This is a genomic window from Franconibacter sp. IITDAS19, from assembly GCF_023079515.1.
In the GTDB taxonomy this organism is placed as follows: Bacteria; Pseudomonadota; Gammaproteobacteria; order Enterobacterales; family Enterobacteriaceae; genus Franconibacter; species Franconibacter pulveris.
Genome location: NZ_JALJCP010000001.1, coordinates 360426 through 374547 on the forward strand (window position 1 = coordinate 360426; position 14122 = coordinate 374547).

Annotated in this window: 13 protein-coding genes; 6 read left to right on the plus strand and 7 right to left on the minus strand. The window is 58.1% G+C overall.

Annotated elements, in window-relative coordinates:
* The first annotated feature begins 41 nt into the window (after window positions 1–41).
* A complete protein-coding gene (gene sfbB / locus MT962_RS01835) occupies window positions 42–1058 on the plus strand; it encodes a virulence-associated ABC transporter ATP-binding protein SfbB (protein WP_247364323.1) in 1017 nt (338 codons plus the stop codon).
* A complete protein-coding gene (locus MT962_RS01840; protein ID WP_024557363.1) occupies window positions 1051–1710 on the plus strand; it encodes a methionine ABC transporter permease in 660 nt (219 codons plus the stop codon). Before sfbB ends, MT962_RS01840 begins: the two co-directional genes overlap by 8 nt.
* A gap of 30 nt (window positions 1711–1740) precedes the next feature.
* Here MT962_RS01840 and mnmH read toward each other — a convergent pair whose 3' ends face one another.
* Window positions 1741–2865 (minus strand): tRNA 2-selenouridine(34) synthase MnmH, encoded by a 1125-nt coding sequence (gene mnmH, locus MT962_RS01845; protein ID WP_247364325.1) that lies wholly within the window; start codon window positions 2863–2865, stop codon window positions 1741–1743.
* Between the two features lie 353 nt (window positions 2866–3218).
* Here mnmH and MT962_RS01850 point away from each other — a divergent pair, with 353 nt between their 5' ends.
* Window positions 3219–4589, plus strand: a complete 1371-nt coding sequence (locus tag MT962_RS01850) for a pyridoxal-phosphate dependent enzyme (RefSeq protein ID WP_247364328.1) — start codon at window positions 3219–3221, stop codon at window positions 4587–4589.
* An 11-nt stretch (window positions 4590–4600) separates the two neighbouring features.
* On the plus strand, window positions 4601–5746 hold the full coding sequence (locus MT962_RS01855; protein WP_024557360.1) for a PLP-dependent aspartate aminotransferase family protein: 1146 nt from the start codon (window positions 4601–4603) through the stop codon (window positions 5744–5746).
* 81 nt (window positions 5747–5827) lie between these two features.
* Here MT962_RS01855 and purK read toward each other — a convergent pair whose 3' ends face one another.
* The 4 genes from purK to ppiB form a co-directional block, all read right to left on the minus strand.
* Window positions 5828–6895 (minus strand): 5-(carboxyamino)imidazole ribonucleotide synthase, encoded by a 1068-nt coding sequence (gene purK / locus MT962_RS01860; RefSeq protein WP_024557359.1) that lies wholly within the window; start codon window positions 6893–6895, stop codon window positions 5828–5830.
* Window positions 6892–7401: a 5-(carboxyamino)imidazole ribonucleotide mutase gene (gene purE, locus MT962_RS01865; protein WP_024557358.1), complete on the minus strand. Its 510-nt coding sequence runs from the start codon at window positions 7399–7401 to the stop codon at window positions 6892–6894. Before purE ends, purK begins: the two co-directional genes overlap by 4 nt.
* A gap of 133 nt (window positions 7402–7534) precedes the next feature.
* Window positions 7535–8257, minus strand: a complete 723-nt coding sequence (lpxH, locus tag MT962_RS01870; RefSeq protein ID WP_048887218.1) for a UDP-2,3-diacylglucosamine diphosphatase — start codon at window positions 8255–8257, stop codon at window positions 7535–7537.
* 2 nt (window positions 8258–8259) lie between these two features.
* The gene (gene ppiB / locus MT962_RS01875) at window positions 8260–8754 is read right to left on the minus strand and encodes a peptidylprolyl isomerase B (RefSeq protein WP_024557356.1); all 495 of its coding nucleotides are present in this window, start codon (window positions 8752–8754) and stop codon (window positions 8260–8262) included.
* 176 nt (window positions 8755–8930) lie between these two features.
* Between ppiB and cysS the strand changes: the two genes are divergently transcribed.
* Window positions 8931–10316: a cysteine--tRNA ligase gene (cysS, locus tag MT962_RS01880; RefSeq protein WP_247364331.1), complete on the plus strand. Its 1386-nt coding sequence runs from the start codon at window positions 8931–8933 to the stop codon at window positions 10314–10316.
* Window positions 10317–10459: 143 nt separating this feature from the next.
* Here the strand turns inward: cysS and malI are convergent, their stop codons facing one another.
* Both malI and MT962_RS01890 read right to left on the minus strand, forming a co-directional pair.
* Window positions 10460–11476: a Mal regulon transcriptional regulator MalI gene (gene malI, locus MT962_RS01885; RefSeq protein WP_247364334.1), complete on the minus strand. Its 1017-nt coding sequence runs from the start codon at window positions 11474–11476 to the stop codon at window positions 10460–10462.
* A gap of 85 nt (window positions 11477–11561) precedes the next feature.
* Window positions 11562–13061, minus strand: coding sequence for a PTS transporter subunit EIIC (locus MT962_RS01890; RefSeq protein ID WP_024557353.1), 1500 nt, complete (start codon window positions 13059–13061; stop codon window positions 11562–11564).
* A gap of 416 nt (window positions 13062–13477) precedes the next feature.
* On the opposite strand from MT962_RS01890, the gene MT962_RS01895 reads away from it, so the two are divergent.
* Window positions 13478–14032, plus strand: coding sequence for a hypothetical protein (locus MT962_RS01895; RefSeq protein WP_247364339.1), 555 nt, complete (start codon window positions 13478–13480; stop codon window positions 14030–14032).
* The last annotated feature ends 90 nt before the right edge of the window (window positions 14033–14122 follow it).

Consider the following 14122-nt stretch of genomic DNA (forward strand, 5'->3'; position numbering starts at 1 on the left):
GGCTTTGCGGCCTGCCCGCGTTTTGTTTATTGAGGTTCCGCATGATTGAAATTAACAACGTCTGCGTCGATTTCGCCTCGCGGCGCGGGCCTGCCACGCGCGCGGTTGATAATGTAAGCTTACGCATCGCCCCCGGCGAAATCTTTGGCATCGTCGGCACCAGCGGCGCCGGGAAAAGCACGCTGCTGCGCACGCTGAACGCCTTAACGCGTCCGAGCGAAGGCAGCATAACCGTCAATGGCACCGAAATTTCCGCGCTACGCGGCGCGGCGCTGCGCCAGGCGCGCCAGCGTATCGGCATGATCTTTCAGCATTTCAACCTGATGCATACCCGTACCGTGGCCCAAAACGTGGCGTTCAGCCTGAAGGCGGCGGGATGGGAGCGGGCGAAAATCGCCCGGCGCGTGGCGGAAATCCTGGAGCTGGTGGGGCTTAGCGACAAAGCGAACCGCTACCCGGCGCAGCTTTCCGGCGGGCAGAAACAGCGCGTCGGCATCGCCCGCGCTATCGCCAACCACCCGGATGTGTTGCTGTGCGACGAGCCCACTTCCGCGCTCGATCTGGAAACGTCCGCCACGATCCTCGCGCTGCTGAAGCGGATCAACGAGCAGCTTGGCATCACGATTGTGCTGATCACGCACGAGATGAACGTTGTCAAAACGATCTGTGACCGCGTGGCGGTGATGTCCGGCGGCAAAGTGGTGGAAGAGGGCGAGGTGTTTAATATCTTCGCCCATCCGCAGCATCCCTTTACCCAACAGTTAGTCTCTCACACGCTCAACCTGACGCTGCCAGCTAGCCTGCGTCAGCACCTGCAAGGGTCGCTGCTGAAGGTGCTGTTTGTGGGCGACTCCGCCGAGCAGCCGGTGCTCTGCGAAGCGGCGATAAACTTCGGCGTGGCGGTGAATATCCTGCATGGCAAAATCGAGTATATCGGCGAGCAGGCGCTCGGCATTTTAGTGGTGCAGCTCACCGCGAAGGATAACCCGGCAGCGGTAGCGGCGGCGGTGGAGCACATTCGCGCGCGTACGGCGCAGGTGGAGGTGATTAATGGATGATTTACTGGCCGACCTGGGCCTCGCGTTTAACGAAACCTTCCAGATGCTGGGCATCTCCACACTGCTGGCTATCGTCGGCGGGCTGCCGCTTGGTTTTCTTATTTTTGTGACCGACCGGCACCTCTTCTGGCAAAACCGCGTCGTGAATGTCGTGAGTTCCGTGCTGGTGAATATTATTCGTTCGGTGCCGTTCGTTATTTTGCTGGTGCTGCTGCTGCCGCTGACGCAGTTTCTGCTTGGCAACACCATCGGGCCGATAGCCGCTTCGGTGCCGCTTTCTGTCGCCGCCATCGCCTTTTACGCGCGCCTGGTGGACGGGGCGCTGCGCGAGGTGGACCGGGGGATTATCGAAGCGGCCGAAGCGTTTGGCGCAAGCCCGATGCGTATTATCTGCACCGTGCTGCTGCCGGAGGCGAGCGCCGGATTGCTGCGCGGCCTGACCATCACGCTGGTGAGCCTGATAGGCTACTCGGCGATGGCGGGCATCGTTGGCGGCGGCGGGGTGGGGGATTTGGCGATTCGCTACGGCTATTACCGCTATGAGACGCAGGTGATGATCGTCACCGTAGTGGCGCTGATCGTTCTGGTGCAGGTTGTGCAAATGCTGGGCGACTGGCTGGCGAAACGCGCCGACAAGCGAGACCGGCATTGATGCCTGGGGGCAGGAAATCTGCCCCTTGTTTTATCCGCCGTAGCGCTCCGCAAGCCACGCCTTCACCTGCGCATAGTCGCCGCGAAAGACGATATTCGCTGATTTCTTCTCCAGCTGATAGCGGTACATCGGGTCGTAATACTCTTTCAGCAGCGGGATCAGCCAGTCAAAATGGGCCTCGTGACGGCCCGTCTGCTGGTGGCGCGAAAGCGCCTGCGCCTGTATGTCGGCAAGCGCGGCGAAGCGCTGCAACCCCAGCCGACGACGAATGGCATACAGACCCTGATGCAGGTAATCGCCAAATTCGCGCCAGCCCGCCTCTTCGCCATAAGCCTCGCACCAGGCCTGCTGCATAGCGACAAAATACTCCTGCCCGAGCCTTTCAAGGCGGCGTTCAAACGGCTCTTCCACCACGGCGACCGGCGAGCACGCCATTTGCTCGCGAAGCGCGGCGGGGAGATGGTTTGCGCCGATCGTGCGCCCTTCGTCTTCCAGCACCCAGAAAGGCGAGGGCAGCGTTTGCCACACCGCCTCACGCGCCAGCAGGTCGCCTGCAAGGCAGTTTTCAAAACTCGCCTGTGAAAGCTGGGCGGTAAGCGTGCGGCCAAACGACGAGCCGCGATGGCGCGCCAGCGCTTCCAGGTCGACCCCCGTCGCCATCTCGCGCACCAGCAGGGTTTTGCCGCTGCCGGTGCAGCCGCCCACCAGCACCAGCGGACGGCGCGCCAGCGCATCAATGGCGTCGACTGCCGCCTGGCGCAGCGCTTTGTAACCACCAATAACCAGCGGATAGTCCACGCCGCTCTCTTTCAGCCATTGCTGGACGATGTGCGAGCGCAGCCCACCCCGGGCGCAGTAGAGATAACCTTGCGGATGGCGCATGCAGGCGGCTTTCCAGGCCGCCAGGCGCTGCTCGCGCGTTTCGCCCTGCACCAGACGGTGGCCGAGCGCGAGTGCCGCCTGCTGACCCTGCTGCTTATAACAGGTGCCGACGGCGGCGCGCTCTTCGTTATTCATCAACGGCAGGTTAAGGGCCGCCGGCAGCGCCCCCTGGGTGAACTCGACCGGCGCGCGCACGTCGATAAGCGGCGTCGCCTGCGCAAGCAGGGCGCGGTAGTCGCTGGTGTCGGGCCGCGCCGTTAACTTCTGTTCCATTTAACTCCCCTGAACGTCATAACCGCGCCATTCTACGCCCGCAGAACGCCGGGAGGGAGAAACTTTGCACCCGTCCGGTTGAACGGCGCCATAAAGCGCTTAGCTAAATTTCAGTAAATGACATACGCAGACTGACAATAGAACGGCGAAAAAGCGGCGATTTCACCACAAAAAGCGCTGGTTTAACGGTTTTTTAGCCGTCGATATTTCCGGACGACTTTACCGCTTTCCTTCCCGATGTCTAAACAGCACAGAATATTCCGTTTGGTTCTAAACAGGGGGTAAAGGTTCTTTAACGGCGAAAAAAGGTGGTCCTATTATCTGCGCAATACCGTTGTGACTGGATAACTGCAATGACCATAGCCCATACCGTAAGCGAGCTGATTGGCAACACGCCGCTGTTGCGGCTGCAAAAGCTCGACACCGGCCCCTGCGAGCTGCTGCTTAAGCTTGAGAACCAGAACCCCGGCGGCTCTATTAAAGATCGCGTAGCGCTGTCGATGATAAACGAGGCGGAGCGCCAGGGGCGGCTCGCCCCCGGCGGCACCATTATTGAAGCCACCGCGGGCAACACCGGCCTGGGGCTGGCGCTTATCGCCGCGCAAAAAGGGTATCAGCTGATTCTGGTGGTGCCGGACAAAATGAGCCGCGAGAAGATTTATCATCTGCGGGCGTTGGGTGCGCAGGTGCGGCTTACCCGTTCAGACGTGAACAAAGGCCATCCCGCCTATTATCAGGATTATGCGAAGCGCCTGGCGCAGGAGACGCCGGGGGCGTTTTATATCGACCAGTTTAATAACCCCGCCAACCCGCTGGCGCATGAAACCACTACCGCCCCGGAGCTTTATGCCCAGGCGGAAGGGAAAATCGACGCGATTGTGGTGGGCGTCGGTTCCGGCGGTACGCTCGGCGGGTTGCAGGCCTGGTTTCGCCAGCATTCTCCCGAAACGGAATTTATTCTCGCCGACCCGGCGGGCTCGATCCTTGCGGATGAAGTGGAGCAGAGAAGCCACGGCGAGGCGGGCTCCTGGCGCGTGGAGGGGATTGGCGAAGACTTTATACCGCCGCTCGCGCGTCTTGACGGCGTGCGCCGCGCTTACCGCATTTCCGATGCGCAGGCGTTTGATACCGCCCGCCAGCTATTAAAAACCGAAGGTATCCTGGCGGGCTCCTCTACCGGCACGCTGCTCGCTGCCGCGCTGCGCTACTGCCGCGCCCAGACTACGCCGAAGCGGGTGGTCACTTTCGCCTGCGACAGCGGCAATAAATACCTCTCCAAAATGTTTAATGATGACTGGCTGCGCCAGCAGGGACTGCTTCAGCGGCCCTCAACCGGCGATCTGCGCGATTTCATCGCTTTTCGCCATGACGAAGGGGCGACAGTGACCGCCGCGCCTGACGACACGCTGGCGACGGTGCTGGCGCGCATGCGGCTTTACGATATTTCTCAACTGCCGGTGCTGGAAGGCGGCGTCGTGGTCGGCATCGTTGATGAGTGGGATTTGCTTAACGCGGTGCGCGGCGACAGCGCGCGCTTTCTTGAACCGGTCTCCGGCGCCATGAATCCGCGCGTCGAAACGCTCGACAAGGGCGCCAGCGAGCGCGAGCTGTTTGATGTTTTCTCCCGTGGGCTGGTGGCGGTCGTGACCGACGCTGACCGTTTCCTCGGGCTTATTACCCGCACCGACGTGCTGAACGTCTGGCGCAACCGGCTTGAATCATAAGGAGCTTTATCATGGATAATTTCGCCACCCTGAGCGTGCACAGCGGCACTCACGACGACCAGCACGGCGCGGTGATGCCGCCTATTTACGCCACCTCCACGTACGCCCAACCCGCGCCGGGCGAGCATACCGGCTATGAATACTCGCGCAGCGGCAACCCAACCCGCCATGCGCTGGAGCGCGCTATCGCAGAGCTGGAAGGCGGCGCGCAGGGCTACGCTTTCGCCTCTGGTCTTGCGGCCATTTCCACGGTGCTGGAGCTGCTGGATAAAGAGAGCCATATTGTGGCGATTGACGATGTGTACGGCGGCACTTATCGCCTGCTGGAAAATGTGCGCAAGCGCACCGCCGGGCTGACGGTGAGCTGGGTGAAGCCGGATGACCTGGCAGCCCTGGAAGCGGCTATTCGCCCGGAAACGAAAATGGTCTGGGTGGAGACGCCGACCAATCCGCTGCTCAAGCTGGCTGACCTTGCGGCTATCGCGGCCATCGCCCGACGACATGGGGTTATCAGCGTGGCGGATAACACCTTTGCTTCCCCCGCCCTGCAACGCCCGCTGTCGCTGGGCTTCGACATCGTGGTGCATTCCGCCACGAAATACCTGAACGGGCATTCCGACGTGGTCGCCGGGCTGGCGGTGGTGGGCGATAACGCTGAACTGCGCGAAAGGCTCGCTTACCTGCAAAATGCGGTGGGCGGCGTGCTCGACCCGTTCAGCAGCTTCCTGACCCTGCGCGGCATCCGCACGCTGGCGCTGAGGATGGAAAAGCACAGCGCCAACGCGCTGAAAATCGCCCGCTGGCTTGAACAGCAGCCACAGGTGGAAACGGTGTTCTTTCCGTGGCTTGAGACGCACCCGCAGCATCCGCTTGCACAGCAGCAAATGCGTGGGCCGGGCGGCATGATTTCGGTAGTGGTGAAAGGCGATGAAGGCCAGGCGGCGAAGGTCATCAAAAAGCTGCGCCTTTTTACGCTTGCGGAAAGTTTAGGAGGCGTGGAGAGCCTGGTCAGCCAGCCGTTTTTTATGACGCACGCGTCCATTCCTCTTGAGCAACGGCTCGCCAACAACATTACGCCGCAGCTGATCCGCCTTTCAGTGGGCATTGAAGATGCCGATGATTTGATTGCGGATTTAGCGCAGGCGCTGGGAGAATAAGCGGCTTTCGCAAAATGTGGGTAAGCGCAGCGCCTTCAGGCGTCGGGGTTAAAAAAAGCGGGCTTTGCGGCCCGCTTTTATTCAACCCAGCTTCATCTGCGCCCAGGCGATGCCGCTGGCGTATTCCGGCGGCAGCAACGGCACCAGCGCTTCCAGGGTGGCGCAGAGCCGCGCCGTGTCGCTGTCGTTCAGGTTCAGGTGGCCCACTTTACGGCCCGGGCGCACCTCTTTGTCGTACCAGTGCAGGTGAACCAGCGGCAGCTTAAGCCAGTCGTAGTTAAGGTCGGTGCCGATCAGGTTCACCATCACCGAAGGGCTGTTGACCACCGGCTGCGGCAGCGGTAAATCCACCACGGCGCGCAGGTGCAGTTCAAACTGGCTGATGGAGGCGCCGTTCTGCGTCCAGTGGCCGCTGTTGTGAACACGCGGCGCCAGCTCGTTAATCAGCAGGCCGGCAGGCGTCACGAAGCACTCCATCGCCATCACGCCCACATAGTTCAGCTCCTGCATAATGGCGCAAAGCATCGTTTCCGCCTGCGCCTGCTGCTCTACGTTTGCCTGCGGGAAGGCGACGCTGGTGCGCAGAATGCCGTCCTGATGCAGGTTATGGGTCAGCGGATAAAAGACCGTGTCGCCATTGTGGCCGCGGGCGCCAACCAGCGATACTTCGCCCGTAAAGTTAATGCCTTGTTCGACGATGCATTCGCCGTAGCAGTCGTCTGGTAGTTGCCCGGTTTCATCAGCGCGCAAACGCCACTGGCCGCGCCCGTCATAGCCGCCGACGCGGCGCTTAACTATCGCCAGTTCGCCAAGACGGTCAAACACCGCGGGCCATTCGCTTTTCTGCGACAGCAACTGCCAGGGCGCGGTGGCCAGGTTCAGCTTGTCGAAAAGCTGCTTCTGCGTCAGGCGGTCGGCAATAATCGGGAAGACGTCGCGGTTAACAAACGCCGGATGACGCGCCAGCTCGCGGGTAAGGGCGGTTTCCGGCCAGCGCTCAATTTCCGCGGTGATCACGCTCTGGCTGAAAGGCACCGCCTGCGGTTCAGCGTCCAGCCCCACGGGCCAGACCGGAATGCCCAGCGGCTCGCCCGCCTGGCGCAGCATACGGCCAAGCTGACCGTTGCCAAGAACGCAAACCTGTTTCATGCCGCACCCCGCGGATCCGGGTTTTCCAGCACTTCATCCGTCTGCTGCTGGCGCCAGGCGCTGAGGCGGTTTAACAGCGCCGCGTCGTGCTGCGCCAGAATTTGCGCCGCCAGCAAGGCGGCATTGGCCGCGCCCGCTTTACCAATGGCGAGCGTACCCACCGGAATGCCGCGCGGCATTTGCACGATGGAGTAGAGGCTGTCGACGCCGCTCAGGGCCGCGCTCTGCACCGGCACGCCCAGGACCGGCACCAGCGTTTTCGCCGCAATCATGCCAGGCAGATGCGCAGCACCCCCCGCGCCCGCGATAATCACCTGAAAGCCGTTCGCCTGAGCCGCTTCGGCGAAGCTGAACAGCTTGTCCGGCGTGCGGTGGGCGGAAACCACTTCTACATGGTGGGGAACGTCGAGGGCATCAAGAATTTCAGCGGCGAACTGCATGGTGGCCCAGTCACTTTTCGAACCCATGACAATGGCGATACGCGCCGGATGGTTGCCTGAAGACATACGTCTAAAAACTCCTGTGGGGTGTGCGGACAAAACAACGAGTCGTCGTTACGAGGAGTGCGAGAATAGCACGGTTTTACGGCAAGGAAAACGGTTGCGCAGCCGCCGCGGCGGCAAAAATGGCATGCAGAAGTTAAAACGCAAAGGCGATAAGTTCGATGCTTTCGGCGGTGACTTTGATCATGGAGCCTTGCGTATGCCAGGCGCCTAAAACGTAGCGAAAAGCGGGCTCGCCGTTAGCCTTCAGCCCGTGAACGGCGGGGCGGTGCGTGTGGCCGTGTATCAGGTGCTGCACGCGGTGGCGCTCAAGCGTTTCGGCTACCGCTTGCGGGTTCACATCCATGATAGCCATATCTTTAACGCGATTAGCGGATTGACTGCCGGCGCGCATTTTTGCGGCGATGCGTTTACGAATAAACAGCGGCAGGGCGAGAAACAGGGTTTGCAGCCAGGGCTGATGCACTTTGGCGCGAAATGCCTGATAGCCCACATCGTCGGTGCAGAGGGTGTCGCCATGCATAATAAGCACGCGTTTACCGTACAGGTTAAGCACTTTTTCTTCCGGCAGAAGCTGCATGCCGCTTTCCCTGGCGAAGCGCTTGCCCAGCAGGAAATCCCGGTTGCCGTGAATGAAATAACAGGGGACGCCGCTTTCAACCAGTGTGCGAATGGCGGCGGCGATTTGCGCGTGCAGCGGGTTCGGGTCGTCGTCGCCAATCCAGGCTTCAAACAGGTCGCCGAGAATGTAAAGCGCATCGGCCTGCCGCGCTTCACCTGCCAGAAAACGCAGAAAACCGGCGGTTATCGCCGGTTCTTCTGCGCACAGATGAAGATCTGCGATAAAGAGTGTGGCCACGATTACTCGCTGACGGTCACGCGCTCGATTACCACGTCTTCTTTCGGTACGTCCTGGTGCATGCCGCTGCGGCCGGTCGCCACGCCTTTGATTTTGTCGACCACGTCCATGCCTTCCACCACTTCGGCGAATACGCAGTAGCCCCAACCCTGCAGGCTTTCGCCGCTGAAGTTCAGGAAGTCGTTATCCACTACGTTGATGAAGAACTGCGCGGTAGCGGAGTGCGGCGCCTGAGTACGGGCCATCGCCAGCGTACCACGGGTATTTTTCAGACCGTTGTTCGCTTCGTTTTTGATAGCGTCTTTGGTCGCTTTCTGCTTCATGCCCGGCTCAAAACCGCCGCCCTGGATCATAAAGCCGTTAATCACACGGTGGAAAATGGTGTTGTCGTAAAAACCTTCGCGGCAGTAGTCCAGGAAGTTCTTAACAGTTTCCGGCGCCTTATCGTCAAAAGTTTTGATAACGATATCGCCGTGATTGGTGTGAAAAGTAACCATGCTTGCATCCTGTTCTGTGTAGTAGTGCTGAAGCCTGCTGCGCAGGCAACGTCAGGCTGTTGTTATAGCATAACTTGCAGGTAGCGATCACCTTGCAAAGTGTGCTCCTTCCGGTTTGAATTATGAGGTAACATAACGCTTTTCGTCTTTACCACACACTGATACGGAATCTCCTGATGTTAAAAATCTTCAACACAATGAGTCGCCAAAAAGAGGAATTCAAACCTATCCATGCCGGAGAAGTCGGCATGTATGTGTGTGGCATTACCGTTTACGATCTCTGTCATATCGGCCATGGCCGTACGTTTGTCGCTTTCGACGTCGTGGCGCGCTACCTGCGTTTCCTCGGCTATAAGCTGAAGTACGTGCGTAACATTACCGATATCGACGATAAAATCATCAAACGAGCGAATGAAAATGGCGAAAATTTTGTCGCGCTGGTGGACCGCATGGTCGCCGAGATGCACAAAGATTTCGATGCGCTGAATATCCTGCGCCCGGACAGCGAGCCGCGCGCCACGCAGCATATCCATGAAATTATCGAGCTTGTGGAGCAGTTGATCGCCCGCGATCACGCTTATGTGGCGGAAAACGGCGACGTCATGTTCTCCGTGCCGACCGACCCGAACTACGGCGCGCTTTCTCGTCAGGATCTGGAGCAGTTGCAGGCGGGCGCGCGCGTTGAGGTGGCGGACGTGAAGCGCAACCCGATGGACTTCGTGCTGTGGAAGATGTCCAAGCCAGGCGAGCCGAGCTGGCCGTCGCCGTGGGGCGCAGGGCGTCCGGGCTGGCATATTGAGTGCTCCGCCATGAACTGCAAGCAGCTCGGCAGCCATTTCGATATTCACGGCGGCGGTTCAGACCTGATGTTCCCGCACCATGAAAACGAAATCGCGCAGTCCACCTGCGCCCATGACGGCGAGTATGTGAACTACTGGATGCACTCCGGCATGGTGATGGTGGATCGCGAGAAAATGTCGAAATCCCTCGGCAATTTCTTTACCGTGCGCGACGTGCTGAAGTATTACGACGCTGAAACCATCCGCTATTTTCTGATGTCCGGCCACTACCGCAGCCAGCTGAACTACAGCGAAGAGAACTTAAAGCAGGCGCGCGCCTCGCTGGAGCGGCTCTACACCGCGTTGCGCGGCACTGACAGCCGCGTGGACGCTGCAGGCGGCGAGGCCTTTGAAGCGCGCTTTCGTGAAGCGATGGATGACGATTTCAATACCCCGGAAGCCTACTCGGTGCTGTTCGACATGGCGCGCGAAGTGAACCGCCTGAAAACGGAAGACAAGACGGCGGCGAATCATCTTGCGGCGCATTTGCGTAAACTTTCCGCCGTGCTGGGCCTGCTGGAGCAGGATCCGGAGCAGTTCCTGCAAAGCGGCGCGCAGGCGGACGACGCAGAAGTGGCGGAAATTGAAGCGTTGATCCACAAGCGTCTGGAAGCGCGTAAGTCGAAAGACTGGGCGGCGGCGGACGCGGCGCGTGACCGCTTAAACGAGATGGGCATTGTGCTGGAAGACGGGCCGCAGGGCACCACCTGGCGACGTAAATAAGAAAAAGCGGCGAAAGCCGCTTTTTTTATGCTCGGCGTAAAAGGTCATACTGGGTTTACCGGGTGCGTACTCGTTCTGGCAGGCCTCGTCTGTTCGCTTAACGCTTTTTCTGTATGCCATTCTGACGGCTTCTGCGTCTTCATTCAGGCGGAGCCGCGCACCACCAACTGACCCGAGAGCGTAATGCGCTGCGCCGCCAGCTCCGGTTCACGTATCTTACGCACTATCAGCGAGGCTGCCTGACGTCCGGTTTCATCGCTTGCGGAAGAGACATAGGTGAAAGAGGGCGAGGTGAGGTTTACGTGCATCATGTCTTCAAATCCCGCCAGCGACACTTGCTGGGTCAGGAACACATCTTTGCCAACGGTGCGCCCGACCTGCTGGATCCCGTCGATGCAGCCGATAATGGCGTTCGGCGAGTGGCAGAGCAGGGCGGTGATTTTATTGTTCGCTTCCAGCAATTCACGCGTGGCGAGGCTTGCGGCATGGGTTTCATCGGCGCAGGCTGGGGTAAACTCTTCACGCCACGGCATACCGTACTGCTTCAACGCCGCCTGGTAGCCGAGCAGCCGCTGCTGGCGTATCAGGCAATCTTTACCGCCGCCGATATAAGCGATATTGCGATGGCCGCGCTCAATCAGATAGCGGGTAACGAGACTGCCCGCCTGGCGATTATCCCGCATGACCAGGTCGCGCGCGCTTTGCAGCGGCGACTGGGAAATCGCCACCAGCGGCAGCGGGCAATTTTCAATCACTTCAGGCAGGGTGTCGCGGGTGGCGTTCGCCGCCAGATAGATAACGCCCGCCACGCCCTGCCGCGTAAAAGAGAGCAGGCACTGTTCAAGCCGCTGCGGGTTGTCTGAGGGCTGCGTAAGAAAAACCATAAAGCCTTGTGCTTCCAGCGCCTGCACCACGCTTGCCGTCACGCGAGTCGAAAAAGCATCATTAAAGTCATGCACAATCAGGCCAATCAGATTCGAGGTGCTGGCGCGCAGGTTCGCCGCCGCTACGTTGTGCACGTAACCGAGCTCCTCAATGGCGGCCTGCACGCGGGCGATCGTCGCCTCTGAGATTTTGCCTTTCTGGCGCAGCACTAACGAGACAGTAGAAACCGAAACCTCCGCCCGTTTAGCGACATCGATGATGCTGACTTTTTTCATCTGATCCCTTCTGCTTTTTTAATCCGTTAGATACCACAAAGCCCCCCGTAGCGATACGGGAGGCTTGCAAAGGCACGGCGCGTCCTTAACGGCCAAGCATGCCTGACATGGTCTGGGCGATAAATTGCGCCCGGGCGCCGAAGATAACCTGGATACCGCTGTCGCCAACGAACACCACGCCACGTGCGCCAACGCTGTTCAGGCCGTCGCGATCCACACGTTCCGGCTTCGCCACTTCAAGACGCAGGCGGGTGATGCAGGAGCCAACGCTTGAAATATTCTCAGCGCCGCCCAGCAGACCGATGATGTCGTTCGCCAGTTCCGCGTCGGTTTTATCATCCGCGTTTGCCGCCACATCCGCACGCCCTGGCGTTTTCACATCAAAACGGCGGATCACGAAGCGGAAAGTGAAGTAATAAATAATCGCCATCGGGATGCCGACGATGACCGCGTTCAGGTAGTTAGTCTCGTAACCGTTGAACGAAGGCAGGATCCCAAACGAGATATAGTCAATAAGCCCGGCGGAGAAGGATTTCACAATATGCGCGTGCAGCAGGTACATGCACATATAGGAAAGCCCGGCCATGATGGCGTTAAAGACATACAGCACAGGCGCCACAAAGATAAAGGTAAATTCAACCGGCTCTGTGATCCCGGTCAGGAAACAGGTAAGCGCGGCGGAGAAAAGAATGCCGGAGGCGATCTTTTTATTTTTAGTGTTCGCTTCGTGGTACATGGCGAGGCAAGCCGCAGGCAGCGCGAACAGCATCAGCGGGTACTCGCCCTGCAGGAATTTACCTGCGTTCTGGTAACTGTCGCTGCTGAAGCTTTTCACGCCTTCTTCCAGCATTTTGAACCAGATGGTCTGATCGCCATGGATCAACTGGCCCGACTGGGTGGTGTAATCGCCAAAGGAGTACCAGAACGACGGGTACCAGATATGGTGAAGGCCAAGCGGAATAAGCGCACGTTCAACCAGACCAAAAATAAAGGTCGAAGCCGCCTGGTTGTCACCGTTAACCACAATGGAAAGCGCGTCGATGCCCGCCTGAATGTGCTGCCAGATGTAGGGCAGCACCAGCCCGAGCAGGAAGGAGAGCAGGGCGGTGGCGATAGCGACAAAGCGCTTGCCGGAAAAGAAGCCCAGAAACTCCGGCAATTGCAGCGTGTGGAAACGGTTATAACACCACGCGGCGAGAATGCCGCAAATAAGTCCGCCAAACACCCCCATCTGCAAGGTCGGGATGCCAATGACCAACGCATATTTGCCGCCGTTGGCCGCCATTTCCGGCGTAATGCCGAGCATGGTGCCGATGGTGACGTTAACAATTAACACCGAAACCGCCGCCGAAAGCGCAGCGATGCCGGATTCCGCCGCCAGACCTACGGCTGAACCAATGGCGAACAGCACCGGCAGGTTATCGAAAATAACCCCGCCTGCGTTCATCATCAGCGGCAAGTGAAACTTATCACCGAACGCCAGCAGCAGACCTGCCGCTGGCAATAGCGAAATTGGCAGCATCAACGCGCGGCCAATCATAGAAAGCCTGGAAAGCGATTTAACCAACCCTGACATCAGACTCATGCTGATTTCCCCCGACAGACGAAATATACGGGCTTTTTCACCCTGTTTTATCTAAGTAGAACGTTTTACTAGAACGTTCTACTTATGCTGTTACAGGGCACGCAAACTGCGCAACAGAAATTTAACGCCCGGTCAGAAGAAATTCCGATTCTTTGAAGTCGATCAGAAAATGCAGTCTGGAAGAGGGGAAAGGCGAGCGAAGGGCGGCAGAGAAGCGGCAGAGCGCTCTGCGACGCTTATCTGAGAGTCTGGTAAAAACGGATTGGCTGGCGTTTTTATAGTAATGGAAATCAATAAATAAGAATATATTCAGGAAGATATAATTATTAATAATTAATTAATATTTAAAAATAATTAACGTGAATATTGCCCATGAATTCCTATAATTTCCAGGATTGTTTTTACGCTGATTTTTAGTGGATAATCTTGTTTATCTCTTTTTAGTCGGCGAAAGGAATTCCATCGCTACACGGGTCCACAATATTCAATGGAGTAATGCTTTGCATATTATATATAAATTCAAAAAATGCTTTGTGGCGCAAATAATAAACGTGCTGGCCATGACAAGCGTATTGCTCATAAGCGGCTGTCAGTCTGGCGAGCCGCAGGAACCTGACCACGTTGTGCAAAAGGTTGCGCCAGCGCCGTCACAATCCGTCTCGCTGCCAACGCCGCAAATCACGCCTTCTGCAGCAGAAGCGCCGGGCGCTGGCGAAGGTTCAGCGACGATATGTCAGCGTGAACTTGCCGCGCTCGCAAAAATCAATCCCTCAACCTATGCCGCAAAAAAAGCAGCCTTCGAAACACTTTTGAATAATGCTTCAACCTATAGCGCTGTCCGCGGCGATATCAATGGCCAGACAAGAGATACACTCGATGCGTTATATAAATATAAAACGCAAAAATTATGTAACGACATAGAGCAAGCTATCCAGCAAGGCTTAATTAGCCGTGGAGAAAGCGTGAGATGAAACGGTTTAAGTTGAAACCCATTTTTTTTTTGTATTACCTCTGACGATTAGCGCCTCAGTCGCGCCTTATGCTCAGGCCAGCAATAACGA

What these genes read in the sequence shown, in the direction of transcription:
- sfbB (WP_247364323.1), top strand. Translation starts at nt 42, where the DNA reads ATGATTGAAATTAACAACGTCTGCGTCGATTTCGCCTCGCGGCGCGGG.
- MT962_RS01840 (WP_024557363.1), top strand. Translation starts at nt 1,051, where the DNA reads ATGGATGATTTACTGGCCGACCTGGGCCTCGCGTTTAACGAAACCTTC.
- mnmH (WP_247364325.1), bottom strand. Translation starts at nt 2,865, where the DNA reads ATGGAACAGAAGTTAACGGCGCGGCCCGACACCAGCGACTACCGCGCC.
- MT962_RS01850 (WP_247364328.1), top strand. Translation starts at nt 3,219, where the DNA reads ATGACCATAGCCCATACCGTAAGCGAGCTGATTGGCAACACGCCGCTG.
- MT962_RS01855 (WP_024557360.1), top strand. Translation starts at nt 4,601, where the DNA reads ATGGATAATTTCGCCACCCTGAGCGTGCACAGCGGCACTCACGACGAC.
- purK (WP_024557359.1), bottom strand. Translation starts at nt 6,895, where the DNA reads ATGAAACAGGTTTGCGTTCTTGGCAACGGTCAGCTTGGCCGTATGCTG.
- purE (WP_024557358.1), bottom strand. Translation starts at nt 7,401, where the DNA reads ATGTCTTCAGGCAACCATCCGGCGCGTATCGCCATTGTCATGGGTTCG.
- ppiB (WP_024557356.1), bottom strand. Translation starts at nt 8,754, where the DNA reads ATGGTTACTTTTCACACCAATCACGGCGATATCGTTATCAAAACTTTT.
- cysS (WP_247364331.1), top strand. Translation starts at nt 8,931, where the DNA reads ATGTTAAAAATCTTCAACACAATGAGTCGCCAAAAAGAGGAATTCAAA.
- malI (WP_247364334.1), bottom strand. Translation starts at nt 11,476, where the DNA reads ATGAAAAAAGTCAGCATCATCGATGTCGCTAAACGGGCGGAGGTTTCG.
- MT962_RS01890 (WP_024557353.1), bottom strand. Translation starts at nt 13,061, where the DNA reads ATGAGTCTGATGTCAGGGTTGGTTAAATCGCTTTCCAGGCTTTCTATG.